This window comes from Azospirillum sp. A29 (genome assembly GCF_042604625.1).
In the GTDB taxonomy this organism is placed as follows: Bacteria; Pseudomonadota; Alphaproteobacteria; order Azospirillales; family Azospirillaceae; genus Azospirillum; species Azospirillum palustre.
The window spans coordinates 139,394-166,187 of sequence record NZ_CP170469.1 but is presented as its reverse complement, the minus strand read 5'-3'; the positions used below and the strand labels follow the sequence as shown (position 1 = coordinate 166,187).

Annotated in this window: 23 protein-coding genes; 10 read left to right on the top strand and 13 right to left on the bottom strand. The window is 68.6% G+C overall.

All coding sequences use genetic code 11. The annotated features are described in order from the left end of the window. The first annotated feature begins 54 nt into the window (after positions 1–54). From ABNQ38_RS34870 to ABNQ38_RS34845, 6 genes are all read left to right on the top strand, one after another. Positions 55–894 carry an ABC transporter ATP-binding protein gene (locus ABNQ38_RS34870; RefSeq protein ID WP_377811443.1) on the top strand — a complete coding sequence of 280 codons (840 nt, stop codon included), beginning with the start codon at positions 55–57 and terminating at the stop codon, positions 892–894. 3 nt (positions 895–897) lie between these two features. Continuing rightward, positions 898–1,785, top strand: a complete 888-nt coding sequence (locus tag ABNQ38_RS34865) for a branched-chain amino acid ABC transporter permease (protein ID WP_377811442.1) — start codon at positions 898–900, stop codon at positions 1,783–1,785. A gap of 3 nt (positions 1,786–1,788) precedes the next feature. Further along, on the top strand, positions 1,789–2,856 hold the full coding sequence (locus ABNQ38_RS34860; RefSeq protein ID WP_377811441.1) for a branched-chain amino acid ABC transporter permease: 1,068 nt from the start codon (positions 1,789–1,791) through the stop codon (positions 2,854–2,856). A gap of 72 nt (positions 2,857–2,928) precedes the next feature. After that, positions 2,929–4,275, top strand: coding sequence for an ABC transporter substrate-binding protein (locus tag ABNQ38_RS34855; RefSeq protein WP_377811440.1), 1,347 nt, complete (start codon positions 2,929–2,931; stop codon positions 4,273–4,275). A gap of 21 nt (positions 4,276–4,296) precedes the next feature. After that, on the top strand, positions 4,297–5,088 hold the full coding sequence (locus tag ABNQ38_RS34850; protein WP_377811439.1) for an ABC transporter ATP-binding protein: 792 nt from the start codon (positions 4,297–4,299) through the stop codon (positions 5,086–5,088). Between the two features lie 36 nt (positions 5,089–5,124). Continuing rightward, a complete protein-coding gene (locus ABNQ38_RS34845; RefSeq protein ID WP_377811438.1) occupies positions 5,125–6,387 on the top strand; it encodes an SfnB family sulfur acquisition oxidoreductase in 1,263 nt (420 codons plus the stop codon). A gap of 65 nt (positions 6,388–6,452) precedes the next feature. Here the strand turns inward: ABNQ38_RS34845 and ABNQ38_RS34840 are convergent, their stop codons facing one another. From ABNQ38_RS34840 to ABNQ38_RS34820, 5 genes are all read right to left on the bottom strand, one after another. Then, positions 6,453–7,859, bottom strand: coding sequence for an MmgE/PrpD family protein (locus tag ABNQ38_RS34840; RefSeq protein WP_377811437.1), 1,407 nt, complete (start codon positions 7,857–7,859; stop codon positions 6,453–6,455). A 42-nt stretch (positions 7,860–7,901) separates the two neighbouring features. After that, on the bottom strand, positions 7,902–8,684 hold the full coding sequence (locus ABNQ38_RS34835) for an amino acid ABC transporter ATP-binding protein (protein WP_377811436.1): 783 nt from the start codon (positions 8,682–8,684) through the stop codon (positions 7,902–7,904). Then, a complete protein-coding gene (locus ABNQ38_RS34830) occupies positions 8,681–9,361 on the bottom strand; it encodes an amino acid ABC transporter permease (RefSeq protein ID WP_377811435.1) in 681 nt (226 codons plus the stop codon). The genes ABNQ38_RS34835 and ABNQ38_RS34830 overlap by 4 nt, the downstream gene beginning before the upstream one ends. Before the next feature lie 2 nt (positions 9,362–9,363). Beyond that, the gene (locus tag ABNQ38_RS34825) at positions 9,364–10,035 is read right to left on the bottom strand and encodes an amino acid ABC transporter permease (RefSeq protein ID WP_377811434.1); all 672 of its coding nucleotides are present in this window, start codon (positions 10,033–10,035) and stop codon (positions 9,364–9,366) included. A gap of 70 nt (positions 10,036–10,105) precedes the next feature. Further along, positions 10,106–10,981: a transporter substrate-binding domain-containing protein gene (locus tag ABNQ38_RS34820; protein WP_377811433.1), complete on the bottom strand. Its 876-nt coding sequence runs from the start codon at positions 10,979–10,981 to the stop codon at positions 10,106–10,108. A 249-nt stretch (positions 10,982–11,230) separates the two neighbouring features. Here ABNQ38_RS34820 and ABNQ38_RS34815 point away from each other — a divergent pair, with 249 nt between their 5' ends. After that, positions 11,231–12,160, top strand: a complete 930-nt coding sequence (locus tag ABNQ38_RS34815) for a fatty acid desaturase (RefSeq protein WP_377811432.1) — start codon at positions 11,231–11,233, stop codon at positions 12,158–12,160. A 33-nt stretch (positions 12,161–12,193) separates the two neighbouring features. On the opposite strand, the gene ABNQ38_RS34810 is transcribed toward ABNQ38_RS34815, so the two are convergent. The 7 genes from ABNQ38_RS34810 to ABNQ38_RS34780 are packed head-to-tail and all read right to left on the bottom strand — an operon-like array spanning position 12,194 to position 19,450. After that, on the bottom strand, positions 12,194–13,198 hold the full coding sequence (locus ABNQ38_RS34810) for an ornithine cyclodeaminase family protein (RefSeq protein ID WP_377811431.1): 1,005 nt from the start codon (positions 13,196–13,198) through the stop codon (positions 12,194–12,196). A 14-nt stretch (positions 13,199–13,212) separates the two neighbouring features. Further along, positions 13,213–14,166, bottom strand: a complete 954-nt coding sequence (locus ABNQ38_RS34805; protein ID WP_377811430.1) for an ABC transporter ATP-binding protein — start codon at positions 14,164–14,166, stop codon at positions 13,213–13,215. A 10-nt stretch (positions 14,167–14,176) separates the two neighbouring features. Next, a complete protein-coding gene (locus ABNQ38_RS34800) occupies positions 14,177–15,163 on the bottom strand; it encodes an ABC transporter ATP-binding protein (RefSeq protein WP_377811429.1) in 987 nt (328 codons plus the stop codon). Next, positions 15,160–15,996, bottom strand: a complete 837-nt coding sequence (locus ABNQ38_RS34795; RefSeq protein WP_377811428.1) for an ABC transporter permease — start codon at positions 15,994–15,996, stop codon at positions 15,160–15,162. The genes ABNQ38_RS34800 and ABNQ38_RS34795 overlap by 4 nt, the downstream gene beginning before the upstream one ends. Next, positions 15,996–16,955, bottom strand: coding sequence for an ABC transporter permease (locus ABNQ38_RS34790; protein ID WP_377811427.1), 960 nt, complete (start codon positions 16,953–16,955; stop codon positions 15,996–15,998). The genes ABNQ38_RS34795 and ABNQ38_RS34790 overlap by 1 nt, the downstream gene beginning before the upstream one ends. 14 nt (positions 16,956–16,969) lie before the next feature. Further along, complete coding sequence (locus tag ABNQ38_RS34785; protein WP_377811426.1) at positions 16,970–18,547, bottom strand: ABC transporter substrate-binding protein; 1,578 nt, start codon at positions 18,545–18,547, stop codon at positions 16,970–16,972. A gap of 60 nt (positions 18,548–18,607) precedes the next feature. Beyond that, positions 18,608–19,450, bottom strand: coding sequence for a phosphate/phosphite/phosphonate ABC transporter substrate-binding protein (locus ABNQ38_RS34780; protein ID WP_377811425.1), 843 nt, complete (start codon positions 19,448–19,450; stop codon positions 18,608–18,610). Positions 19,451–19,558: 108 nt separating this feature from the next. On the opposite strand from ABNQ38_RS34780, the gene hutH reads away from it, so the two are divergent. Then, on the top strand, positions 19,559–21,103 hold the full coding sequence (gene hutH / locus ABNQ38_RS34775; RefSeq protein ID WP_377811424.1) for a histidine ammonia-lyase: 1,545 nt from the start codon (positions 19,559–19,561) through the stop codon (positions 21,101–21,103). 209 nt (positions 21,104–21,312) lie between these two features. Here hutH and ABNQ38_RS34770 read toward each other — a convergent pair whose 3' ends face one another. Continuing rightward, positions 21,313–21,753, bottom strand: coding sequence for a transposase (locus ABNQ38_RS34770; RefSeq protein WP_377811423.1), 441 nt, complete (start codon positions 21,751–21,753; stop codon positions 21,313–21,315). A gap of 598 nt (positions 21,754–22,351) precedes the next feature. Between ABNQ38_RS34770 and ABNQ38_RS34765 the strand changes: the two genes are divergently transcribed. Both ABNQ38_RS34765 and ABNQ38_RS34760 read left to right on the top strand, forming a co-directional pair. Further along, the gene (locus ABNQ38_RS34765) at positions 22,352–23,578 is read left to right on the top strand and encodes an efflux RND transporter periplasmic adaptor subunit (protein WP_377811422.1); all 1,227 of its coding nucleotides are present in this window, start codon (positions 22,352–22,354) and stop codon (positions 23,576–23,578) included. 12 nt (positions 23,579–23,590) lie between these two features. Then, the gene (locus ABNQ38_RS34760; protein WP_377811421.1) at positions 23,591–26,788 is read left to right on the top strand and encodes an efflux RND transporter permease subunit; all 3,198 of its coding nucleotides are present in this window, start codon (positions 23,591–23,593) and stop codon (positions 26,786–26,788) included. The last annotated feature ends 6 nt before the right edge of the window (positions 26,789–26,794 follow it).

Here is a 26,794-nt window from a genome sequence, read left to right as displayed (position 1 = left end):
CGGGGGAGATCCCCTCCCCCACCCCACCACCACGCTGTTCAGCGGAGCGCGCCCATGCCGGCCGTCCTTTCCGAACCCCTTGTCTCGCCCGCGGCGGGGAGCGTTCCGTCCGCCCTGGCGGTCGAGGCGGTGTCGCTGTCCTTCGGCGGCGTCACGGCGCTGAGCGACATCTCCATCGCCGTCGTGCCGGGGGAAATCCGGGCGGTCATCGGTCCGAACGGCGCCGGCAAAAGCTCGCTGCTCAACGTCGTCAGCGGCCTGTACCGGCCGGACCGCGGCCGGGTCTGGCTCGGCGGGCACAGCTTCGCGGCCGTGCCGACCGACCGGCTGGCCTCCCTCGGCGTGTCCCGCACCTTCCAGAATCTGGCGCTGTTCAAGGGGTTGTCGGTGCTGGACAACGTCGCCGCCGGCCTGTCGCACCGGCTGCGCGCCGGGGTGCTGGCCCAGGTAATCGGCCTGCCGGCCGCCCGGCGGGAACGGGCGGAGGCGTACGGCAAGGCGGAGGAGCTGCTGGCCTTCCTGCATCTGGAGGATTTTCGCGACCGGCCGGCCGGCAGCCTGCCCTACGGGATCCAGAAACGGGTCGAGCTTGCCCGCGCCCTGGTGGCGCGGCCCCGCCTGCTGCTGCTGGACGAGCCGATGGCCGGCATGACCTTGACCGAAAAGCGGGATCTCAGCGGTCACATCCGCGCCGCCCGCGACGATCTCGGCACCACCATCGTGCTGATCGAACATGACGTCGGCGTCGTGATGGGATTGTCCGACCGCATCGCCGTGCTGGATTACGGCCGGCTGATCGCCGACGGCACACCCGATCAGATCCGCAACGACCCGGTGGTGATCGACGCCTATCTCGGCGTCGCCCACGACGTTGAAGCCGGAGAGGGCATCTGAGCCATGGAGTGGCAATTCTTCACCGAGGTGCTGGTCGGCGGCCTGCTGTCGGGGGTGATGTACTCCCTGGTCGCCATCGGCTTCGTCCTGATCTACAAGACCAGCGGCGTGCTGAACTTCGCCCAGGGCGCGCTGCTGCTGTTCGCGGCGCTGACCTTCGTCAGCCTGACGGAGCGCGGCCTGCCCGTCTGGGCGGCGATCCTGCTGACGCTGGCGGCGATGACCGCCATCGGCGCGCTGATCGAGCGCACGGTGCTGCGCCCGCTGGTCAACCAGCCGCCGATCACCCTGTTCATGGCGACGCTCGGCGTGTCCTACGTCATCGAAGGGGCGGCACAACTGCTGTGGGGCACCCAGGTCCATGGGCTGGATCTGGGCATCGACGACCTGCCGCTGGAGATCGTCGGCGTGCTGATCAGCAGTTTCGACCTGTTTGCCGCGGCGGTGGCCGGGGCGATGGTGGCGGCGCTGACCCTGTTCTTCCGCTACACCCGCATCGGTCTCGGCTTCCGCGCCGTCGCCGACGACCAGCTCGCCGCGCTGGCGGTGGGGCTGAGCCTGGACCGCATCTGGACCGCGGTGTGGACCGCCGCCGGGGTGGTGGCGCTGGTCGCCGGCCTGCTATGGGGCGCACGTCTGGGCGTGCAGTTCTCGCTGTCGCTTGTGGTGCTGAAGGCGCTGCCGGTCCTCGTCCTGGGAGGGTTCGATTCCATCGCCGGAGCCATCGTCGGCGGCCTGATCGTCGGCGCGGTGGAGAAGCTGGCGGAAGTCTATGTCGGCCCCTTCGTCGGCGGTGGCATCGAGGGGTGGATCGCCTATGTCGCCGCCCTCGGCTTCCTGCTGATCCGCCCGTCCGGCCTGTTCGGCGCCAAGCCGGTGGAAAGGGTCTGAGCCATGACCGATCTCGCGCTTGAGAAGACCGCAGCAGCAGCCCCGCACCGTGCCTCCCCTCCCCTGCTGGGCATCGGTGCCCTGCTGATCGTCGCCTACGGCGTCCTGCCGCTGGTCGCCAGCGAGTATCTGTTCGACGCCATCCTGACGCCCTTCCTGGCGCTGGCGCTGGCCGGGCTGGGGCTGAACATCCTGACCGGCTATGCCGGGCAGGTGTCGCTGGGATCCTCCGCATTCATGGCGGTGGGCGCCTATGCCGCCTACAATCTGGCGCTCCGCCTGCCGGGGCTGCCCTTCCTAGTCGACGTCCTGCTGGCCGGCGTGGTCGCCGCCGCGGTCGGGCTGCTGTTCGGCCTGCCCAGCCTGCGGCTGCGCGGCTTCTACCTCGCCGTCTCGACGCTGGCCGCCCAGTTCTTCGTGCAGTGGGTGTTCAACAAGGTCGGCTGGTTTTCCAACCACAGCCCGTCCGGCATCGTCAGCGTGCCGCAGCTGTCGGTCGCCGGCCTGCCGCTCGACAGCTCCGCCGGCCGCTACCTGTTCGCGCTCGGCGTGGTGACGGCGGTGACGCTGGCGGTGTGGCGGCTGGTGGAAAGCCCGACCGGCCGCGCCCTGGTGGCCCTGCGCGACCACGAGACGGCGGCGCGGGTGATCGGCATCCCGGTTTTGCGGATCAAGCTGCTGGCCTTCGCCGTCTCCTCCTTCATCATCGGGGTCGCCGGGGTGCTGTGGGCCTTCGCCTATCTGCGCACGGTGGAGCCGGCCGGCTTCAACCTCGACCGCTCCTTTCAAATCCTGTTCATCGTCATCATCGGCGGGCTGGCCTCGCTGCGCGGGGCCTTCCTGGGGGCGGCGCTGATCGTCGTCTTCCCGCTGCTGCTATCCCGGCTGGGCGAGGCGCTGCTGGGCGGGCTGTTCGACAGCGGCGTGCTGGAGATGAGCCAGCGCATCGTGCTCGGCCTGCTGATCGTCACCTTCCTGATCGCCGAACCGGCGGGCCTGACCGCCCTGCTCGACCGGGCCTGGAGCCGGGCCTGGAACCGGACCGCCGGGCGCTGCCGCCGGACCGGCTGAGCGGCCCTTCCAAAAAATCCGGGGCATCCCGCCCCTTTTCAAAAACCAGCCATCCCAACGGAGACACACCAGATGTCGCGTCCGAACACCCGAAGCTTGTCCCTGAAGGCCGCCCTGCTCGGCGCGCTGCTGGGCACCGCCGCCCTGCTGCCCGGCGTGGCACAGGCCGACGAACAATACTTCCCGCTGCAAAGCTACCGCGTCGGCCCCTATGCCGCCGGCGGCACCGGCTTCTTCGGCGGTTTCATCGACTATCTGACGCTGGTCAACAACCGGGACGGCGGCGTCAACGGCGTCAAGCTGACCTGGGACGAGTGCGAGACCCAGTATGAGGTCGAACGCGGCGTCGAATGCTACAAGCGGCAGAAGAACCGGCCCGGCGTCGCCGCCTGGAACCCGCTGTCGGTCGGCATCGCCTATGCCATGATCGACGATGTCGGCCGCGACAGGGTTCCGCTGATCACCGTCAACCACGGCCGCACCGACAGCACCGACGGCCGCGTCTTCAAATACGTCTTCCCGCTGCTGCTGAACCCCTACAGCGAAAGCTCGGGCATCGTGAACTACATCGGCACGCGGGAAGGCGGGCTGGAGAAGCTGAAGGGCAAGAAGATCGTGGTGCTGTACCACGGCTCCCCCTACGGCAAGGAGACCATCCCGATCTACCAGCTGCTGGCCGAGAAATACGGCTTCTCGGTCGAACAGGTCGAGGTGCCGCATCCCGGCAACGAACAGCAGTCGCAATGGCTGTCTATCCGCCGAACCAAGCCCGATTACGTGGTGTTGCGCGGCTGGGGCGTGATGAACCCGGTGGCGCTGAAGACGGCGCAGAAGGTCGGCTTCCCGGCCGACCGCATCATCGGCAATGTCTGGTCCAACTCCGAGGAGGATGTGATCCCGGCCGGCGACGCCGCCAGGGGCTACACCGCCATCACCACCCAGGCGTCGGGTGTCGACTATCCGGTGCTCCAAGAGATCGCGAAGACGGTCTACGGCGCCGGCAAGGGCAACCTCGACGACAAGAAGCGGATCGGCAGCGTCTATCACAATCTCGGCATCGTCAACGGCATCCTGAACGTCGAGGCGGTGCGCATCGCCCAGGACAAGTTCGGCAAACGGCCCCTGACCGGCGACGAGGTGCGCTGGGGCTTCGAGCATCTGCGGCTCGATCCCGCACGGGTCGAGGCGCTGGGGGCCAAGGGCCTGTTCCATTCCATCAACGTCAGCGTCGCCAACCACGAGGGCGAGGGGCGCGTGACCTTCCAGCAGTGGGACGGCGCTAGGTGGAAGGTGGTATCCGACTGGATCGCCCCGGACTGGGCCCTGCTGCGCCCGATCATCGAGAAGTCGTCGCTGGCCTATGCCGCCGAGCACGGCATCCAGGTCCGCGACCCCGCCGCCGAGGACGCCAGCAACTGAGCCCGGAGGAGTCGCGTCGCCATGACAATTCACGAGGTGCTGCTATCGCTGCACGGGGTCGAGGCGACCTACAACCACGCCATCCGCGCGCTGTCCGGCGTCAGCCTGACCGTGCGGACGGGGGAGATCGTCGCCCTGCTCGGCGCCAACGGTGCCGGCAAGACCACCGCCCTGAAGGCGCTGTCCGGCCTGCTGCCGGCGGAACGCGGCCAGATCGCCGCCGGCAGCATCGTCTATGACGGCGAGGACGTCACCCGCCGCAGCCCGGCCGAGCTGGTGCGCGCCGGGCTGGTGCAGGTGCTGGAGGGCCGGCACTGCTTCCGCTCCCTGACCGTCGAGGACAACCTCATCGTCGGCGGTCAGGTGCGCGGCCTGGGTCGAACCGCCCTGCGCTCCGAGCTGGAGCGCATCTACGCCCTGTTCCCCCGGCTGCGCGACCGGCGCAGGACCCCCGCCGGCCTGACCTCCGGCGGGGAACAGCAGATGACGGCGATCGGCCGGGCGCTGATGGCGCGGCCCCGCCTGCTGGTTCTGGACGAGCCGTCGATGGGCCTCGCCCCGCTGGTGGTCGAGGGCATCTTCGCCGCGCTGAAGCGCCTGAACCGCGAGGAGGGGCTGTCGATCCTGGTGGCCGAACAGAACTCCACCGTCGCCCTGCGCCACGCCGACCGCGCCAGCGTGCTGGAGACCGGCCGCACCGTGCTGGACGGCCCCGCCACCGATCTGCGCGACCGCGACGACATCAAGGCCTTCTATCTGGGCTTCGGCGTCGGCAGCCCCGCCGCCGCCGCAACCACCCATACCGCCGCCTGAGCGGACCAACCCGAAACCGATAAAGGATACGAGACGATGAGCACTGCCGTTCTCGACACAGCCCCCAAAACCGCCGATCCCGCGCCGCAGGGCGTGCCGGGCCTGCCGCGCCCGGCCAAACCCGCCCACATCGTCAAGGACGATGCCGAAGCCATCGCCGTGGCGGAGGCGCTGGCCCGCGAGGTCGCCGGCAGCGCGTCGAAACGCGACCGCGAGCGCATCCTGCCTGTGGCCGAACTCGACGCCTTCTCGCAGAGCGGCCTGTGGTCGATCAACGTGCCGAAGGCCTTCGGTGGGCCGGACGTGTCCTATGCGACGCTGGCCAGGGTGGTGCAGATCGTGGCGGCGGCCGATCCGTCGCTGTCGCAGATCTCGCAGAATCATCTGGGCGTGGTCGCCGCCATCCGCACCGTCTCGGACGAGGCGCAGCAGCGCCTGCTGTTCGGCGAGGTGCTGAAGGGCATCCGCTTCGGCAACGCCTTTTCGGAGTTCGGCACAAAGCGCGCCGCCGACTTCGCCACACGCTTCACCGACGAGGGCGACCATGTGCTGGTGACCGGCCGGAAATTCTATTCGACCGGCGCCCTGCTGGCCCATCTGGTTCCCATCGTCGCGGTGGACGACCAGGGCCGCGCCTGGTACGCCATCGCCAACCGCAACGCCCCCGGCCTGACGGTGATCGACGACTGGTCGGGCTTCGGCCAGCGCACCACGGCCAGCGGCACGGTGATCCTCGACCGGGTGAAGGTGCCGAAGACCCATCTGGTGCCCGGCTACAAGGGCTACGAGACGCCGACCGCCGACGGCGCCATCTTCCAGATCATCCAGGTCGCGGTCGACAACGGCATCGCCGAGGCGGCGATCCGCGACACGCTGGAGTTCGTGCGCAGCCGCAGCCGCCCGTGGGTGGACAGCGGGCAGGACCGCGCCTCGGACGATCCCTACACCATCCAGGCGGTCGGCCGCCTGACCCTGCGGCTGCACGCCGCCGAAGCCTTGCAGGAGAAGGCCGGCCTCGCGGTGGACGCCGCCGTCGCCGCCCCCGGCGCCGAGACGGTCGCCAGGGCCCAGCTCGCGGTGGCGGAGGCCAAGATCCTCAGCACCGAAATCGCGCTGGAGGCAAGCAGCACCCTGTTCGAGCTGGCCGGCACCCGCTCCGTCCTGGCCGAGCACAATTTCGACCGGCATTGGCGCAACGCCCGCACCCACACGCTGCACGATCCGGTGCGCTGGAAATACGCCATCCTCGGCAACCATGCCCTGAACGGCGTCAACCCGCCGCTCCATGCCTGGAGTTGATGGCTGGGGTTGAGTTGACCGGACGGGATCGGCGCGGCGGCCGCCACCGGGGATCGTCCCGACGGTCAGGCCGCCGCCATATCCCCGAAGAGGCAGCGGGCGTCGCCGGCGGTTCCGATGGTCAGCACGGTGGCTTGCAGGCGGTCGACCGCCGGTTCGGCCAGCACCCGCGCCGCGTTGGCGCGGAACTTTGCGATCACGGCCGCATCGTCCATCGGACGTTCGCGGCAGCCGCGCGGATGGGACAGCCGCGGCCCCTCCAACCAGCGCCCGCGCGCCCGCACCCGCACCTGTCCGGCGGGCCGGCGCGTCTCCCCGCTCATCGCCCCGTCGATCCCGGGATCGACGGTCGCGGTCACACGGGCGGCCAAGGGGGCGGCCACAGCCGCGCGCTCATCGTCGGCGAGGGCTCCGGCGGCATGCCAGTCCACCGGCGGCAGCCCCAGCGCGAGGCAGGCGAGACAGTAAGGCAGGCTGAACTGGGCATCGACCATGGTGGCGGGGGCCGCATCCATGAAGTCGCGCGCCAGACCGGCGGAGGTCAGAACCTCGATCCGCTCGATCTCGCCGGCCGCCAGCCCGTGGCTGTCGCGCAGCGTCTCGAAGGATTCGAGCGCCGTGTGCATCCAGCGGCAGGCCGGATAGGGCTTGAAGCTGGCATTGCGCGCCCACCAGACCTCTCCCAGCCCGTCGCAGAGGATGTCGGGATCGAAGCGGTCGGACCCGATCATCCGCCAGAACCCGGTCGGCCCGTCGAGCACATCGGCGGCACCGACCAGCCCCGCCATCGCATAGCGGACGGCACGCAGGCCAGCCTCCGTGGCCGGGGCGTTGAAATCCTTGAAGGACACCAGCGGGCGGGCATCCCAATTGTAGCGCCGCAGGCTCGGCACCGGCGCCAGCGTGCCGGCGAAGCCGAAGGCATTGGCGAGAGCGGCACCATCAAGCCCGAGAAGGCGGCCGTAGACCGCCGCCGCCGCGAGCGACTGGTGCTGGCACACGCCATAGACCTGCCGGAACCGCTCCTGGCTCGGCTGGATCGACAGGATGATGCGGGCGTTGATCTCGTAGGCGGCGACGAGCGCCGCCAGCAGCGTGGCGCCGTCGGCACCGGACACGGCCACGCCGCTCAGCGCGGCGGCGACCAGCGTCGCCCCCGGATGCCCCATGCCCTTGCCGTCGACCTCGAAGCCGTCGTCGTGGTCGAGCGCGTTCATCGCCGTGGAATTGACGAAGGCCGCACCGGCCGGCGCGAGCGACACCCCCATGCCCGGCACCGGACAGGGACCGTCGGCACAGTCCGCCCGCACGGCGGCCAGCACGCGTCGGGTCAGATCGGTGTCCGCACCGGCGAGGCCGCAGCCGAGCGCATCGAGCAGATGCAGGTTGATCTTGGCGAGGACGTCGGCGGGGATGTCCGCCAATTCCAGCCCCGCCGCGAAATCGGCCAGACGCCGCGTCAGCGAGGTCATGGCGCGCGCATCGGCATGGAAACGGGTTGCATGGGCGAACCGTCAGAATCGGAATGCGGTGAAACGGTCGAGGAAACGCCGCGTGCGCTCCTCGCGCGGGGACTTCAGCACCTGCTCGGGCGGGCCGTCCTCCAGGATGCGGCCCTCGTGCAGGAGCAGGATGCGGGTGGCGAAGTGATAGGCGAAGCCAAGCTCATGCGTCACCAGCAGCATGGTCCGCCCGTCCTCCGACAGGTCGTTGATGACGCCGAGCACCTCCCCCACCAGCTCCGGGTCGAGCGACGAGGTCGGCTCGTCGAACAGCAGCACTTCGGGGTCCATCGCCAGGGCGCGGGCGATGGCGACGCGCTGCTGCTGGCCACCGGACAGACGGGCCGGATGGGCCTCCGCCTTCCCGCCGAGGCCGACCCGCTCCAGATGCCGCTGCGCCGTCCGCCGCGCCTCGGCCTTCGGCCGGCCGAGCACCGACAGCGGCCCCTCCATCACATTCTCCAGCGCGGTCATGTGGGGGAACAGGTTGAACTGCTGGAAGACCATGCCGACCCGCGCCCGCAGGCGGTTCAGCTCGGCCTCGCGGTAGCGGGTGCCGCCGTCGGCCGCCGGCCTGCCCACCGCTTCGCCGTCGAGGATCAGGCGGCCCCTGGTCGGCATCTCCAGAACGTTCAGGCAGCGCAGAAGCGTGCTCTTGCCCGACCCGCTGGAACCGAGGATCGCGATGCGCTCGCCCCGGCGCACCGAAAGGTCGATGCCCTTCAGCACCTCGGTGGAGCCGAAGCTCTTGTGCAGATCCTCGACCTGCAACACGACGTCGCCGGCCACGGTCATGCCCGTCCCGCCGCGAAGCGCCGTTCCAGCGCGTAGGATGCCAGCGTGAAGGGGTAGATCAGCAGGAAATAGATCATGGCCACGACGGTGAAGGTTTCCATGGGGATGTAGTTCTGGCTGCTGAACAGCCGGGCCGTGTACATCAGTTCGTGCACGGTGATGATCGAGGCGACCGAGGTGTTCTTGGCAAGTTCGACCGCGCGGTTGGTGAAGGCCGGCACCATGCGCCGCACCGCCAGGGGCAGGATGATCCGGCGCAGCAGCCGCAGCCGCCCCATGCCGAGCGCCCGCCCCGCCTCCCATTGTCCGGCCGCAACCGACTGAATGCCGCCGCGGTAGATCTCGGCGCAATAGGCCGATGCGTTCAGGCTCAGGGCCAGCGCCGCGGCGGCGAAGGCCGGCAGCTGGATGCCGCTCAGCACCGGCAGCGCATAGTAGAACCAGATCAGCTGCACCAGCACCGGGGTGTTGCGGAACAGCTCGACATAGCCGCGCGCCGGCCAGGCGATCCAGCGCCGCGGCGAGATGCGGGCGAGGCCGACGAGCAGGCCACCGGACAGGCCGGCGGCGAGCGCCACCGCCCACAGCGCCAGCGTCAGGCCGCAGGCTTCGAAAAGCAGGTCGATGTTGGCGAAGACCTCGCCGAACTGAAGCTCCGGCATCGTGATCGTCGGCATCGTCATCGCGCTCCCGCCCGGCGGCCGCGGGCCTCCAGCCACTCGGCCAGCTGGCTGGCGGAGAACAGGACGACGAAGAACAGTCCGGCGACTACCGTGTAGACCTCAAGAGGGCGATAGGTCTGGGTCACGATCACCATGGCGCTGTAGATCGTCTCGTGGAAGGCCAGCGCTGCCGCCAGCGTTGTGGTCTTCACCAGTTCGAAGCTGCGTTCGACGAAGGGCGCCGCCATCCGGCGGGCGGCCTGGGGCAGGATGATCCGCCGCATCAGCCGCGCCCGCCCCATGCCGAGCGCCCGCCCGGCCTCCCACTGTCCGGTCTCGACCGACAGGATGCCGCCGCGGAACACTTCGGCGAAGAAGGCGGCGGACTGCACGCCCAGCGCCGCCAGGGCGGCGGCGAAAGGCGGCAGCGTCAGCCCGAACGCCATCGGCAGGCCGTAGAAGAACCAGAAGAAATGCACCAGCGGCGGCGTGTTGCGGTAGAATTCGGTGAAGGCCAGCGCCGGCCAGGCCAGCGTCCGCCGGCCCGACAGGCGCATCGCCGCCAGCACGCCGCCGATCGCCACCCCCACCGCGATGCCGCAGACCGACAGCAGCAGCGTCTGGCCCAGACCGGCCAGCAGGATGTCGGCGTTGCGGGCGACGGCGAAGAAATCCCAGACATAGCCCATCAGGCGTTCCTGCGCTCCCGTTCCTGCGCTGCGAGACCGCCCCCGGACCGGCCGGGGGCGGATGACCGGGTCAGGTCCGGGACCATTGCTCGCGCACGAGCGCCGGAGCGTCCTTGGGATCGATCCCGCGGAAGGCGAGGAACTCCTCGTAGATCTTCTGGATCCGGCCCGACTCATAGAGCGACTGGATGGCGATGCCGACCCAGTCGCGCCACGATTTGTCCACGTCGCGGCGCACGCCGGCGCTGGTGGAGGCGGCACGGATCGGGTCGGGCAGCAGCACGGTGCCGCGCTTCACGCGGCTGCGCAGCATGACCAGCGCCGGATGGAACAGCGAGACCGCGTCGACGCGGCCGGAGACGAAAGCGGCCCCGACCTCGTCGATGTTGGGGAAACGCTCCAGCTTGGCATTGGTCAGGCGGACGGTCAGTTCGCGGTCCGGCGAGGTGCCGAGCACGACGCCGATGCGCACGTCGGGCTTGTCGAGGTCGCTCCAGCTCTTCGCCGCCAGACCGTCGCGGGCCAGGATGCCGAGCGCGTAATAGAACATCGGCTGGACCGGGAAATCGACGGCGAGCGCACGCTGGGGGGTCGCGTCCATGGCGAACAGCACGTCGAACTGCCCCGCCTGGAGCCCAGCGACCGCGGTTCCCCAGGTCGTCTCGACGGCGACCGGCTTGACGCCGAGCTCCTCGGCCAGGGCAACGCCGGCACCCCAGCCGATCCCCTTCCACTCGCCTGACCGCTGATCCTTGAAGAACCAGGGCTCGCCCGGCGGCGTTCCGATCCGCAGTTCGCCGCGGTTGCGAACCTGCTGGAGCGTATCGGCGGACTGCTGCGCCGCCGCCGGCGCGGGCGTGGCCGCGACCAGCGAGGCCCCGGCCCCCGCGCCGGTCAGCATGATCGCACCGAGCGCCCTGCGCCGCTGAATTCCAACTTCATCCATGGTCTGCAACTCCCTTTTCCCAAAGGGTTATCGATGGATCTGTTGTTTCGCAACATAAAAGCGTATGCAAAATGTGAATTTATGGATCGAACAATTTTTTAGTGTGTTTTTCCTGCCGTTTCGAGAGCGCCGGATCGCCACACAACGCCGATGGATGCGGCTCCATGGCTCAGTTCACGCTCCATTGCGTTATTTCCTATTAGTGAGATATAGTTTAAAAATGAACAACCAATTCATATGGTGAATTCTATGATCGACGTGGCCGTGCCTTCCTCCAGCCGATGGGCACGCTTGCGCGGCCTGCCGGAAGCGCCGACCTGGATTCTGGCGCTGGTCATTTACGGAGGTTGGGGGCTGCTGACATGGTTCGATCATGCCCTGCCCTGGTGGGTGGTATTGCCGCTCGGGTCCTGGCTGATCGCCTGGCACATGTCGTTGCAGCACGAGGTCATCCACGGCCACCCGACCCGCTCGGCGAGGGTCAATGCGGCGCTGGGATTCGCCCCGCTCAGCCTCTGGCTTCCCTATGAGCGCTACCGCCAGTCGCACACAACCCATCACCGTGAAGAGTGGCTGACCGATCCGGTCGAGGATCCCGAATCCCGCTATGTCACCACGGCGCAGTGGGCGGCGCGCGGTCCGCTGACGCGGGCCCTTCTGCGGGTCGACAACACGCTGGCCGGCCGTCTGACGATCGGACCGGCCCTCGCCATCGCCGGCTTCCTGCGCGGCGAGGCCGTCCTGCTGGCGCGCGGCGACCGCGAAGCCTGGACCATCTGGCTGACGCATGGCGCGGCGGCAGGAGCGGTCGCCGCCTGGGTGATTCTGGTCTGCGGAATTCCGCTGTGGGCCTATGCGCTGCTCTATGTCTATCCCGGTTTCGCCCTGGCCCTGGTCCGGTCCTTCGCTGAGCACCGCGCCGCCGGGGACAGCGACCACCGCACCGCCATCGTCGAGCGCGCGCCGCTGTTCGGGCTGCTGTTCCTCCACAACAACCTGCATGTCGTCCATCATCTGCGGCCGGATCTGCCCTGGTACGCCATCCCCGCCTATTACCGTGCGAACCGGAGCGCGCTGATCGCCCGCAACGGCGGTCTGGTCTACCGGGGGTACGGCGAGGTGGCCCGGCGCTATCTGTTCACCCCACACCACCAGCCGCCCCACCCCTTCACCCACTGACGCGGACAAGGGGTCGATTGCGCCAAGCGCCCCTCATGCGAAGCGGAGAGTCTGTCCGACGCCCAGCCGGGCAGCCTTCTCCAGCAGCGCATGGCCGAGCGCGATGTCGCTGAGGCTGAGGCCGCGATGCCAGAACAGGATGGTCTCGCCGTCGTTCTCGCGGCCCGGCCGCAGACCCGCGACGATCTGGCCGAGTTCGGCATGCAGGTTTTCCTCGCTCAGCCGGCCGCTGTCGACATGGGCGCGGAGCGCGCCGAAGGGCAGCCCCTTGCGGCACTGGCCCCAATCGTCCACCACCATCTTGTCCATGATGTCGGTCAGCGACAGCTCGACCGCGCTCATGGTGCCGTAGGGCACGACCAGCGCCCCCTTGGCGATCCAGCCGGTCTTCAGCAGCGGCGCAGGCTCCGGCAGGCGCGAGGCCTCGACCACGATGTCGGCGCCGCGCACGCAGCTCTCCCAGTCCTCCGTCGCCACCACCGGCTTGCCGAGATCGCGCGACAGCCGTTCGGCGAAGCCGTTGCGGCTCTCGGGACGGCGCGAATGGACGCGTATCTCGTCGAAATCGAACAGCCGGTCGAGCAGCCGGACATTCCAATAGGCGGTGCCGCGCGCGCCGATATGGCCGAGGATGCGGCTGTCCTTGCGCGCCAGATGCTTGGCGCCCAGCGCGGTGACGGCGCCGGTGCGCATCTCGGTGATGCCGGTGGCGTCGATGAAGGCCTTCGGCATCCCGGTTTCCGGATCGAACAGGTTCAGCACCGCCATCTCCGACGGCAGGCCGCGCCTGTAATTGTCGACGAAGTCGCCGACCACCTTGACCCCGGCGACGCCGAGCGGCTTGACCACGCCGCGCAGCACGTTGAAATGCCCCTTGGTGGAGCTTTCGGGGATCAGGTGGACGCGCGGCTCGATCACCGTCTGCCCGCTGCCCTGGGCGTGGAGCGCCTGCTCCACCGCCGCCAGGATCTCGTCTTCGGTCAGCGCCAGCCGTTCGACATCCGGGCCGTTCAGATAGGAAATATTGATGTCCGCCATCGCGGGGTCTCCGTTCATGCTGCCGCCGGGACGGCATGCAGGGGGTGGTGGCAGGCGACGCGGCGCCCGTCGCTCAGGCTGCGTTCCGCCGGCTCCTCGGCGCGGCAGCGCGCATCGGCCTGCGGGCAGCGCGGATGGAAGGCGCAGCCGGACGGGGGGTTGCGCGGACTGGGCACCTCGCCGGGCAGGGGCGGCGCGCGGCGCCGGGTGCCGGGATCGAAGCGGGGAACCGCCGCCAGCAGCGCCCGCGTGTAGGGGTGCGCGGGGGCGTTCAGCACATGCTCCGCCGGCCCGACCTCCACCGCACGGCCGAGATAGAGCACCAGCACCCGGTCGGACATGGCACGAACCACGTCGAGATTGTGCGACACCATCAGGATGGTCAGGCCGAAATCGCGCTGCAGGCCGACCAGCAGGTTGACGATGTCGCCCTGCACCGACAGGTCGAGGCCGGCGGTCGGCTCGTCGGCGACCAGCAGGCGCGGTCGCAGCACCAGCGCGCGGGCGATGCCGACCCGGCGCGCCTGCCCGCCGCTGATCTGGTGCGGATGCTTGTCCAGCACCGTCTCCGGCAGCCCGACCCGGCGCAGCAGATCGAGCACGCCCGGCCAGGCCGCCCGCTCCGCCACGCCATGGATGCGCAGCGGTTCGGCCAGCAGGCTGCGGACGGTCATGCGCGGCGACAAGGCGGCGGCCGGATCCTGGAAGATCATCTGGGCGTCGCGGCGGAACGCCTTGGTCTCGCGCCCGCGCAGGCCTTTGACCTCGCGCCCGTCGAAGCGCACCGTTCCCGCCGTCGTCGGCACCAGCCCCAGCGCGGTGCGGATCAGCGAGGATTTGCCGGAGCCGCTCTCTCCCACCACGCTCAGGGTTTCTCCGGGATGGAGGTCGAACGACACCGCGCGCACCGCCGGGACGGTGCCGTAATTCAACGACAGAGCATCGAGCGACAGCAGGGGATGGCTCACGGCAAGTTCCTCAGACCAGGGCGCAGGCGACGGATCGGCCGCCGCCGAGCACGCGCAACGGCGGCACAGCGGCACGGCAGGCCTCCGCCGCCTGCGGGCAGCGCGGGGCGAAGACGCAGCCTTGCGGCAGGCGCGTCGCGTCCGGCACCTCGCCGGGGATCGAGGCCAGCGTGGCGCGCCGGGTGACGCCGGGGCCGATCTCGCAGGCCAGCAGCGCACGGGTGTAGGGGTGGCGGGGATCGCCCAGCACGGTGGCGGCCGGTCCGCTCTCCACCAGCGTCCCGGCATAGAGCACCGCCACGTCGTCGCACAACTGCGACACCAGCCCCAGGCTGTGGGCGATCAACAGGATCGTGCCGCGATAGTCCTGCCGAAGCTCCTCGATCAGGGCGACGATCTGCCCTTCGATGGTGGGGTCCAGCGCGGTCGTCGGCTCGTCCGCGATCAGCAGGTCGGGTTCGGCCAGCAGGGCGGCGGCGATCATGATGCGCTGGCGCATGCCGCCGCTGAACTGGTGCGGGTAGTCGGACAGCCGCCGTTCGGCATCGGGGATGCCGACACGGGCCAGCATCGCCGCCGCCCGCGTCAGCAGGGCACGGCGCCTTTCCTTCGGGCGCCTGGCGCGCTGCAGATCGACCAGCTGGGTGCCGATGCGGAAGACCGGGTTCAGCGCCGCCATCGGGTCCTGGAAGATCATCCCGAAGCGGGTGCCGCGCAATGCCGCCAGTTCGCGGTCGGGCAAGGCCAGCAGGTCGCGCCCGTCGTAGCGGATCGTGCCCTCCAGCCGCGACAGGTTGCGCGGCAGCAGGCGCGGAATAGCCGAGGCCAGGGTCGATTTGCCCGAGCCGGATTCCCCGACCAGCCCGACCACCCGCCCGCGCCCGAGGTCCAGCGACACGTTGCGCAGCACGTCGGCCGGGCCGGCGCCGGTCGCGAAGGAAACCGACAGGTTGCGGATGGCGATCAGCGGCTCCGCTTCTTGCGGGGAAGCGGTCACGGTTCCGTCCTCGATTTAGGATCCAGGGCATCGCGCAGCGCTTCGCCGAACAGGGTGAAGCCCAGCGTCGCCAGCGTCAGCACCGCACCGGCGGCGATCACCGGCCAGGGCGATTGCGACAGGGTGATGTAGCCGTCATGCAGCAGCGTTCCCCAACTCGCCCGCGGCGGCGGCACCCCGACGCCGAGGAAGCTCAGGCCCGCCTCGATGGTGATGACGACGGGCACGTCCATGCTGGCCAGCACCACCAGCGGCCCCAGGATGTTGGGCACCAGATGATGGAGCGTGATGCGCAGAGGCGAGGCGCCCAGCACGCGCTCGGCCTCCAGGAAGGGGCTGTTGCGCAGGCTCAGCGTCTGAGCCCGCGCCACCCGGCCGAAATGCGGGACGAGCGTCACGGCGACGATCAGGATCACCTTGTCCAGCCCCGGCCCCATCAGCGCCACCACCGCCAGCGCGAAGACGAGGCTGGGAAAGGCGCTGACGATGTCGAAGACGGCGAGGATCGCCCGCTCCGCCGGCGGCGGCGCATAGGCGGCGGCGATGCCGAGCAGGGTGCCGGCGGCGAGCGCCACGGCGATGGTCGAGAGCGCCACCAGCAGCGCCACCCGCCCGCCGTCGGCGATCCGGCTCAGCAGATCCCGGCCGAGATGGTCGGTGCCCAGCCAATGCGCCGCCGACGGCCCACCGAAGCGGGCCAGGATGTTGAGCCTGTTGGGATCATGGGGAACCAGCGATGGCCCGGCCAGCCCGAGCAGCAGCACCGCCACGACCAACAGTAGCCCGGCGCGTCCGCCCGGGTCGCGCCAGATGCGGTCCAGAACAAGACGCATCAGCGGCTCTCCACCTTGCGGATGCGCGGGTCGAGCCACGCGTAGCTGAGATCGACAGCCAGATTGGTCAGGGTGAACAGCGCCACAACGACCAGCACGCAGGCCTGAACCACCGGGTAGTTGCGCGAGGAGATCGCGTCGTAGACCAGCGTGCCGATGCCCGGCCGGGCGAAGACGATCTCGGCGAAGATGGCGCCGCCGAGCAGCCGGCCGACGCCCAGGCCGAGGATCGCCACCGTCGGGATCGCCGCCGGCTTCAGGGCGTATTTGTAGACGATCACCCGGTCCAGCACGCCATAGGCGCGCAGCGTGCGGATGTGCGGCTCGCCCAGCACCTCCAGCAGCGAGGCGCGCAGCAGGCGGGCGATGTAGCCGATCCAGCCGAGCGCCAGCGACACCGCCGGCAGGGCCAGCCGCGCCAGCTGGTCGCCGATGTCCCCCGACCGGCTGACGCCCAGGACCGGGAACCAGTCGAGCCAGATGGAGAAGACCATCAGCAGCAGGATCGCCACCACGAAGTTCGGGATGGCGATGAAGCCGATGCTGACCGCCGCCGCCGCGCGGTCCAGTGCGCTGCCGGGGTGGGTCGCCGCATAGCAACCGAGCGGCACGCCGAACAGCACGGCGATGCCGATGGCCGACAGGGTCAGGGTGACGGTGTAGGGCAGCACCTCCGCCACCAGCGACGCCACCGGGCGGCCCGACACCACGTCGGTGCCGAGGTCGCCATGCAGGACGTTCCAGACGAACAGGGCGAAGCGCTCGTGCACCGGACGGTCGAGCCCCATCGCCTGGGCGAAGGCCTGCACCGCCTCCGGTGTGGCGCGGGGGCCGAGCAGCACCTGCGCAGGGTTGCCGGAGATGAACAGGGTCAGCACGAACAGCAGGGCGACCGCCCCCGCCAGCACCAGCAGGGTGGAGGCGAGACGCTGCCCGGCATGCCGCAAAAGGACCGGCATGGCTCCCGCCACGATCAGGCCGCGCCGAAACGGTTGAACAGCTGGTCGTCGCCGTTGGGCAGGATGCCCGGCACCAGCCAGTCCTTCAGCGCATAGACGTTGACCTCGTGGGTCAGCCAGATGAAGGCGGCGGACTCGTCGATCAGCTTCTGCGCCTCGATGTAGAGCCGGGCGCGCTCGGCCGCGTCGGTAATGGCGCCGGCCTTGGCGAACAGCGCGTCATAGTCCGGGTTGTTCCAGCGCTGCCAGTTCCAGCTGCCGATCTGCGCGGCGGTGAACCATTGCAGCTGGAAGGACGGGTCGGCCTTGCCGCCGAAGCGCTGGAGCGACAGCTCCAGGGTCTTGCCGGCCTCGCCGTTGCCGGCCGACCAGTAGCTGCCGCCCTCCTGCACGTCGAGGTCCAGCGTGATCCCGGCCTCGGCAAGCTGGGCCTGGATGATGATGCCGGCATTCTGGTAGGCCGGCTTGTTCAGCAGCGTCAGCCGGGTGCGCAGGCCGGAGACGCCGGCCTCGGCCAGGAGTTTCCTGGCGGCGGCGACATCGCGGGCTCGGCGCGGCGCGTCCTTCCAGTAGCCGAGCAGCCCCGGCGCCACCGGGGCGTAGGCCCGGCCGACCGCGCCGTTGTAGGCGCCTTCGATCACCTGATCGACATCGATGGCAAGCCGGATCGCCTGACGGACGCGCAGGTCGGTGAAGGGCGCCTTCTCGACATTGATGCCGATCCACACGAAGTTGATCGAATCCTGCTTGAGGATCTTCGTGCCGGGAATCTTCGCAACGTCGGCGACGTTGGCCGGCTCGATGGCGGTGAATTGCAGCTCGTCGGCGCGGAAGGCCAGCTCGGCGGTCTTGGGATCGCGCACCGGGCGCAGGACGATCTCCTCGAAGCCGGGCTTCGGCCCCTGGAAGTCCGGGTTGGCGCGCAGGACGACGCGCTCGTTGGGCCGCCATTCGGCCAGCCGGTAGGGGCCGGTGCCGATCACCTTCGTCGGCTGGTCGGCACGGTAGGCCCCGGCCTCGAACGCCTTGCGCGAGACGATCAGGCCGGAATTGTCGGGCAGCACCACCTGCCACAGCGCCGGGGCCGGGGTCTTCAATTTGATCCGGCCGGTGTATGTGCCGGTGACCTCGACCTCCTCCAGCGCCGCCAGATCCTTGCCGTGCAGCGGAAGCTTGCCGTCGGGTCCGGGCTTGATCGCCCGCTCGAACGAGAACTTCACGTCGTCGGCGGTCAGCTCGCCGAAACCGTCGTGGAATTGCAGGCCGGGCTTCAGCTCGAACTCGATGACGGTGTCCGACACCTGTTCGATGCGCTTGGCCGCCGACAGCTCCCACTCGAAGCTGCCGGGCTTGAAGGCGATCAGCCCCTGGAGGACGGAGCGCAGGATGTTGCCCTCCGGATAGCTCAGCCGGTTCAGCGGATCGAAGGGCGGCTGCACGTCGCGCGGCAAGGCCAGCGTGATGCTCTTGCGCTCCGCCCCTTTGCCCGCCCCTTTGCCCGATTGGGCGAGAACCGGCAGGGAGAAGCCGGTTCCGGCAACCCCGAACGCCGCCCCGGCGGCCAGAAGGCGGCGTCTCGTCACATCGGCCATGGTGATGTCCTCTTCATGATGTTCTTTGCGGTGATCGCGCGTTTCGAATGGATGAGGGGGTCAGCCCGGCGCGGGATAGCCGGCGGCCAGCGCCTCGGCGGCCCAGCGTTCGGTCACGGCGTAGTCCGCCGGAGCGGTGACGGCGAATCCGGCCAGCACCAGCGCGTCGCGGACCGTCGCCAGGGCGGGCGCCTCGCCGCTGGCCAGGAAGGCGGCGCGCAGGGCCTCCACCGCCTCGTCCCGGACCGACGGGCTGGCGACCAGCGGCGGCATCGGCACCGGATCGGTGCTGGCGACGATGCGGATGCGCGGCCCGAGTTCGGGATCGTGCCGCAGCATCAGGTCGAGCGTGTAGCCGTCGAGCGGCGCCACATCCGCACTGCCGTCCAGCACGGCGTCGAGCACCCGTTTCGGCGTCACGCAGGGGCCGACCGTGGCGGCGTAGAGGGTCGGGCGGTCCGCCTTGCGGAAGCGCAGCAGATGGTGGCGCGGGGCGTTGTAGCCGGAATGGGAATGATCGACCGTGTAGGCCAGCCGCCCGCCGAAACTGTCCTCCAGCCGGTGGATGGCGGACTCCGCCCGAACCACGAAGTCGGTCCGGTATTCCGCCCGCCCGCCATAGCGGACCGCTGCCGGCACCGGGGCGGCGACGATCCGGTGCCGGGACCCGGCGCGCACGAAGGGCCAGCCGCACATGAAGGCGGCGCCGAGATCGTCACGGCTCCACAGATCCTCCAGCCGGGCCGGGAAGCCATGGTCGAGCACCACGAGCGGCACGCCGGACCGCACGGACACCCAGTCGAACAGCATCCGCCATGCGGCGGCGGCCGCAGCGTTCGGCGCGTACATCCGCGCATTGGCAGCCAGCGCCCCACCCTTTCCGCTTTCCTCCGCGACCGCCATATTTCACCATCGACCTGTGTTTTTCACATTTTAGCCGATTAAATTGATAGACAAATAGCGCGGCGATCAATAGGAAAATGATTAGGAAACTACAGATGTGAACTGGAAATGCCGCAGGATCCTCTGGCGCTCGGCGCCGGCCCGTTGACGATCGAGGCGGTGGTCGCGGTGGCGCGGCAGCGGCGGACCGTCACACTCGCTCCCCTGGTGGCGCCGCGCATCGCCGCCGCCCGTGCAGTGGTCGAACGGCTGGCCGGGGCCGAGGTCCCGGTCTATGGCCTGACCACCGGGCTCGGGGCCGGTGTGGACACCCGGCTGACCGCCGACGATCTCGTCGCCTTCCAGCACCGGGCGGTTCCGGCCCGCGCCGTCGGAGTGGGGCCACGCCTGCCGACCGACATCCTGCGCGCGCTGATGCTGGTCCGCGCCGCCGGCTATGCCGCGGGCGGCAGCGGGGCATCGCCGTCGATGCTGCACGCGCTGGTCGCCGCGCTGAATGCCGGCTTCCATCCGCTGGTGCCGTCCAAGGGCTCCATCGGCGCCGACGACCTTGCCCCGCTCGCCCATCTCGGCCGCGCCCTGCTCGGCGATCCGGAGGCCGAGGCGGAGGTCGGCGGAGACATCCTGCCCGCCGACGCGGCACTGGCCCGCGCCGGGTTGGCGCCGCCGGTCCTCGGCCTCAAGGACGGCCACGCCGTCGTCGTCGCCAACGCCCTGTCGGTCGGCCGGGGCTGTCTGGTGCTGGAGGATGCCCGCGTGGCGCTGGACGCGCTGGATGCGGCCGCGGTGCTGAGCTGCGAAGGGTTCCGGGCACAGCTGGAGCCGCTCGACCCGCGCGTCCAGCAGGCACGGCCCGCCCCTGGACAGGCGGAGGCCGCGGCCCGGCTGCGGGCCCTGCTCGCCGGCAGCGCCCTGGAGACGCCAGGGGCCGCGAGGCGCCTTCAGGATCCGCTGAGCTTCCGCTGTCTGGCCCCGGTCCACGGCGCCGTCCGCGTGACGCTGGAGGCCGCGCGCGAACCGGTCGCCATCGAACTGAACGCCGCCGCCGACAACCCGCTGGTGGCGGCCGAAGCAGGAATTGGCGAGGATGCCGGGGGCGGGATGCTGCACAACGGCAATTTCGACATGACCGCCCTGGTCCTGCGTTTCGAGGCGCTGGGACAGGCGCTGGCCCAGGCGGCGACCATGGCGGCCCACCGCACGATGAAACTGATGTCGCCCACGGTTTCCGATCTGCCGCGCTTCCTCACCCCGCAGGGCCAGAGCCGCACCGGCTTCGCCACCGTCCAGAAGACGATTGCGGCGCTGGAGGCGGAAATCCGCCACCTCGCCCTGCCGGCCTCGCTCGGTGTCCTGCCGGTGGCCGACGGCATCGAGGACCATGCCTCGATGGCGCCCGCCGTCGTCGCCAAGACCGGCGAGATCGTCGAGCGGCTGCGCTGGCTGATCGCTATCGAATTGGCGGCGGCGGCCCAGGCGGTGGATTTGCGCGGCCCCCTCGTTCTCGGCACCGGCACCCGCGCGGTGCACGGCTTCGTCCGCAGCCTTGTGGCACCGCTGGATGACGACCGCTCGCAAGGACCGGACTTCGAACGGCTGGCCCAGGCGATTGCCGCCGGCAAGCTTCAGAAGGCCGTTGCGGCCATTGCCTGATTGCCGGACCATGCCCTCAGGGCGATGCCCCTTCGTCCATGCGGCCGGCAAGGCCAGACTCCGCGAAGGCGCCGGACGGCATCGCAAAGAAGTCGGCCAGACCGATTGGAAAGCTGTCGAGAATTTTCTCCAGGGAGGAGACGGACGGACTGATCTTGTCCTTTTCGATCGATGAAATCAGTCCATTGCTGAGTGTCTGTTCGTGGATTTCATGCGGGGATTGCCTGGGTGACGAGCCGCTTCAGGCGGCGTGAGAGGATCGAGATGAAGGCGATCTCGATGAAAGCGACGAGGTGCTCCTTCGTCCGCTCGACAATGGTGTTCAATCGTCGGTAGCGGCTCAGCCATCCAAACGAGCGCTCTACGACCCAGGCGATTTTGGTGGGAATAAACACGCCATCGCGCCCTCGGGCGATCGGCTGAATGGTGATGCCAAGCGCCTCCCCGGCTTTGGCTAGGCGCTGGCCGGGATAACCAAGGTCACCAATGGCTGGGCCCTGGAAACCGCGGCCGGCGATCTCCCGCAGGACCGGGACGATGCCCTTGGAGTCGTGTACGTTGGCTGGCGCTGCATCGATCGCCAGCGGAATGCCGTACTTCTCGACGGCAATATGGACCTTCACGCCGCGGATCTTCTTGCCGCTGTCCACGCCACTCGCGAAGCAGCTCGGGGGCCGAAGGGCAGGTGCGGCTGTCGATCACCACCGTGCTCGGCTCGGCCGTATCTCCATGCACCAACACTGGGGTAATCCGAACGCCGCATTAAACAAATACGTAAGATGGGATCGCGAAATTCCGATGGACGATGACAAATACTTAATCTTAAAGTTATGCGCGATGTCAGCGTTCATCATTTCAACCGCCATGCGCACATACTCATTAAACGGTTCATCTATGTTTGGCATGACCTGAACAAGTATTCGTTTCTGCATGTCTGGCGTGTTTCCCACCGCACACAAAATACGCTTTCAACATATAGGCGGACAGATCGTCTAGATTCGTTTCAGTAGTGCCGTTATGGAACAAATTGCAGTTCTTGCGTGCCTGATTCCTCGAGGGAGGGACGGCACCAGCAAACAGAGCACGTCCAACTGGAAAGGATTCATGATGATGAACGTCATCACCACCAAGGACGGGACAAAGATTGCAGACTGTGTTTGGGGCAAGGGCCGTCCAATTCTTTTCTCTCGCGGCCAATCACTGTCATTACGACCTCAGGATCAGCCTCCCGATGGACGGGGGAGCACCATGATTGCAGCAATGGCTGCCGATGCCGCCCTGGTCAGGCTGCTGGCGGCCAGGATCGGCAAACTGCTTCCAACCGTCCTTGCGATTGCCTGCCTGTGGTTGACCGGCGCAAATGCCGAGGGGCCAAGCCAAGCCCAGGCCCAGGCGGCCGGGGCTGGCGCACCGCCGGTGACGGTCAGCCGACCGCTGCGCAAGGACATCGTCGAGTGGGATGAATTCACCGGCCAGTTCCAGGCCGTGGATTCCGTGGCAATCCGCGCTCGAGTGAGTGGCTATCTCGACAGCGTCAACTTCCGGGACGGCCAGATGGTCAAGGCCGGCGACCTGCTGTTCGTCATCGATCCACGCCCCTTCGAGGCGACGCTCGCCTCGGTAAAGGCCGAGTTGCAGCAGGCCGAAGCCAAGCTGGACCTGTCGAACCGCCAGCTGGCCCGTGCGGCCGAACTGCGGCGCAGCGACAATGTCGCCGCTAGCGTCTACGACGAGCGGCAGCAGCAGGTCCGCGTCGATGCCGCCGGGGTCGAGGTCGCCAAGGCCGCCGTCCGCACCGCCGAACTGAACCTCAGCTTCACCCGCATCCTGGCGCCGCTTGCCGGCCGCATCAGCCGGCGCGAGGTCAGCGTCGGCAACCTGATCGCCGGCGGCGAGGCCGGGGCGGCGACGCCGCTGACCACCATCGTTTCCCTCGACCCGATCTACTTCGCCTTCGACATGAGCGAGGCCGACTTCCTGGCCTATGTCCGTGCCGCTCAGAAAGGGACCCTGCGCTCGCAGCGTGACGGCGGCATCGAGGTCGAAGCCCGCCTGTTCGACGAGCGCGACTGGACGCTGAAGGGCACGCTCGATTTCGTCGACAACCAAGTGAATGCCGGGTCCGGCACCATCCGGGCGCGTGCCGTCTTCCCCAACCCCAACGGCGTCCTGACCCCCGGTCAGTTCGGGCGGCTGCGCCTGCCGGGGTCCGACCGCTATACCGCGACCCTGATCCCGGACCAGGCGGTGGTCAGCGACCAAGCCAGCAAGATCGTGCTGACGGTATCCGACGACGGCACGGTGGTGCCCAAGCCGGTGCGGCTCGGCCCGATGGAAAACGGTCTGCGCATCGTTCGGTCCGGGCTCGCGGACACCGACCGGGTGATCATCAACGGGCTGGTCCGCGCCCGGCCCGGTGCCAAGGTGACGCCGCAGGAGGGATCGATCGAGCCGCCTAAACCTCCGGCCGGCTGAGGGGCGACCGTCATGAATATCTCGCACTTCTTCATCAACCGGCCGATCTTCGCGGCCGTCCTGTCCATCGTCATCACGCTGATCGGCGTCTTCGCCTACCTGACCCTGCCGGTCGCGCAGTATCCCGAGATCGCACCGCCGACCATCGTAGTGAACACGACATATCCCGGCGCCTCGGCGCAGGTCGTTGCCGACACCGTTTCCGCTCCGATGGAGCAGGAGATCAACGGCGTCGAGAACATGCTCTACATGACCTCGCAGGCGACCAGCGACGGCCGTCTGCAATTGACCATCACCTTCAAGCTCGGCACCGATCTCGACACCGCCCAGGTGCTCGTGCAGAACCGTCTTGCCGTCGCCGAGCCAAGGTTACCGGAAGAGGTGCGGCGCATCGGCGTGACCGTGCGCAAGAATTCCCCCGACATGCTGATGGTGATCCACCTGAATTCGCCGGGTGGGGAGCGCGACCAGCTCTATATGTCGAATTACGCGCTGCTGCAGATCAAGGACGTGCTGGCACGTCTGGACGGCGTCGGCGACGTGCAGGTGTTCGGTGCCCGCGATTATGCCATGCGCGTCTGGCTCGACCCCGACAAGGTGGCGGCCCGCGGGCTCACCGCCGGAGACGTCGTCCGCGCGATCCAGGCGCAGAACGTCCAGGTGTCGGGCGGTGTCATCAACCAGCCGCCGGTTCCGACCCCCGGCGCGTTCCAGCTCAATGTCGAAACATTGGGCCGCCTGACCGATGCGCGCGAATTCGGCAACATCATCGTGAAGACCGACGGCACCGCCGTCACCCGCCTGCGCGACGTGGCCCGCATCGAGCTTGGCGCCCAGGACTACAACCTGAACGCCTATCTCGATCGCCAGTCCGCGGTGCCGCTGGTGGTCTTTCAACGGCCCGGTTCCAACGCTTTGGAGACGGCCAACCGCATCCTGACGACGATGGAGGACCTCTCCAAGGGCTTCCCCGCCGGCATGCGCTACGATGTCGTCTACAACCCCACGGAGTTCATCGCCCAGTCGGTCGAGGAGGTCTACAAGACGATCTACGAAGCCGTCATTCTCGTCGTCGTCGTCGTCATCCTGTTCCTCCAGTCCTGGCGCGCCTCCATCGTTCCCATTCTGGCCATTCCGGTGTCTCTGGTCGGCACCTTCGCCGTGCTGGCGGCGCTGGGCTATTCGCTGAACACGCTGTCGCTGTTCGGTCTGGTGCTGGCGATCGGGATCGTGGTCGACGACGCCATCGTCGTGGTGGAGAATGTGGAGCGCTTCATCAGCCGCGGCATGAAGCCCAAGGATGCCGCGCACGAGACGATGAACGAGGTTGGCGGGGCACTGATCGCCATCGCCCTGGTCCTGACCGCGGTGTTCGTTCCCGCCGCCTTGGTCAGCGGCATTTCCGGCCAGTTCTTCCGGCAGTTCGCGGTGACCATCGCGAGCGCCACGGTGATCTCCTGCCTGGTGTCGTTGACGCTCAGCCCGGCGCTCTGTGCCCTGCTGTTCAAACCCCACCAGGAGCACCCGCCCAAGCCGTCGCTGCCGATGCGCCCGGTCGCCGCCTTCTTCCGCGGTTTCAACGCCGGGTTCGAGCGGCTGTCCAACGGCTATGCCGGACTGACGCGGCGGCTGGTGCGGCTGCCCTTCATCGTCCTGCCGGTCTATCTGCTGCTGCTTGGTCTGACCGGCTGGCAGTTCAACCGGGCGCCGACCGGCTTCATTCCCAACCAGGACCAGGGGTACCTGATCACCGTGGTGCAGCTGCCGCCGGGCTCTTCGCTCGCCCGGACCGACGAGGTGGTGCGCAAATCGGTGGACGTGCTGCTGAAGACACCCGGGGTCGTCCATGCAGTTCCCTTCGCCGGCTTCGATGGCGCTACCTTCACCAACGCGCCGAACGCCGGGGCGATCTTTGTGACCCTGGCCCCCTTCGAGGATCGCATCAGGGACGGCCATTCCGCCGACGCGGTCCTGGCCGATCTGAGGAAACGGCTTGCCTCCATCGAGGACGCCTTCATCATCACCATCCCGCCGCCGCCAGTCCGTGGCATCGGCAATGCCGGCGGCTTCAAGATGATGGTGGAGGACAAGCGGGGCCGCGGCCTGCCGGCACTCGATGCGGCGGTGACGGAGCTGTCCGCCGCGGCCAACAAGATCCCGGGGCTGGTCGGCGTGTTCACGCTGTTCAACACCAAGACCCCTAAGATCTACGCCGATATCGACCGCCAAAGGGCGGAGATGCTGGGGGTGACCGCCGATCAGGTGTTCGAGGCCTTGCAGATCTATGTCGGTTCGGCCTTCGTGAACGAGTTCAACCTGTTGGGCCGGACCTACCGGGTCACCGCACAAGCCGACGGCCGTTTCCGCCAGGACCCGCACGACCTCGCCAACCTGAAGACGCGCAACGAGCGCGGCGAGATGGTGCCGATCGGTGCGGTAGCTGCCCTGACCGACATCACCGGCCCTTACCGCGCCGCCCGCTACAACCTCTATCCGGCGGCGGAGCTGCAGGGCAATACGCTGCCCGGCTTCTCCACCGGCTATGCCCTGGCCGCCATGGAGAAGGCCGCCGCCGAGGTTCTGCCGGACGGTTTCGGTTTCGAGTGGACGGAATTGGCCTATCAGGAAAAGGCTGCAGGAAACAGCGGCTTGATGGTCTTCGGGCTGTCGGTGCTGTTCGTCTTTCTGGTGCTTGCCGCCCAGTATGAGAGCTGGACCATGCCGCTGTCGGTCATCCTGATCGTGCCGATGTGCCTGCTGGCAGCGGTGACCGGCCTGATGATCCGCGGCATGGCCGTCGACATCCTGGCCCAGGTCGGCTTCGTCGTCTTGGTCGGCCTTGCCGCCAAGAACGCCATCCTCATCGTCGAGTTCGCCCGCCAGAACGAACTCTTCGAGGGAAAAAATCGCTTCGAGGCGGCGGTGGAGGCGGCACGCACGCGACTTCGTCCGATCCTGATGACCTCGCTCGCCTTCATTCTCGGCGTCGTGCCGCTGATGATCGCGCAGGGAGCCGGATCGGAGATGCGACAGACCCTGGGCACGGCGGTGTTCATGGGAATGCTGGGCGTGACCATCTTCGGCCTAATCTTCACGCCGGTGTTCTACACGGTCGTCCGCCGTCTCTTCAGTGGACCGCTGGCGGTCAACCAGCATCCCGTCGCAGCGGAAGAAGCCGGTCTGCAAACGCGGCATCAGCCTGGAGAATGACGGCGT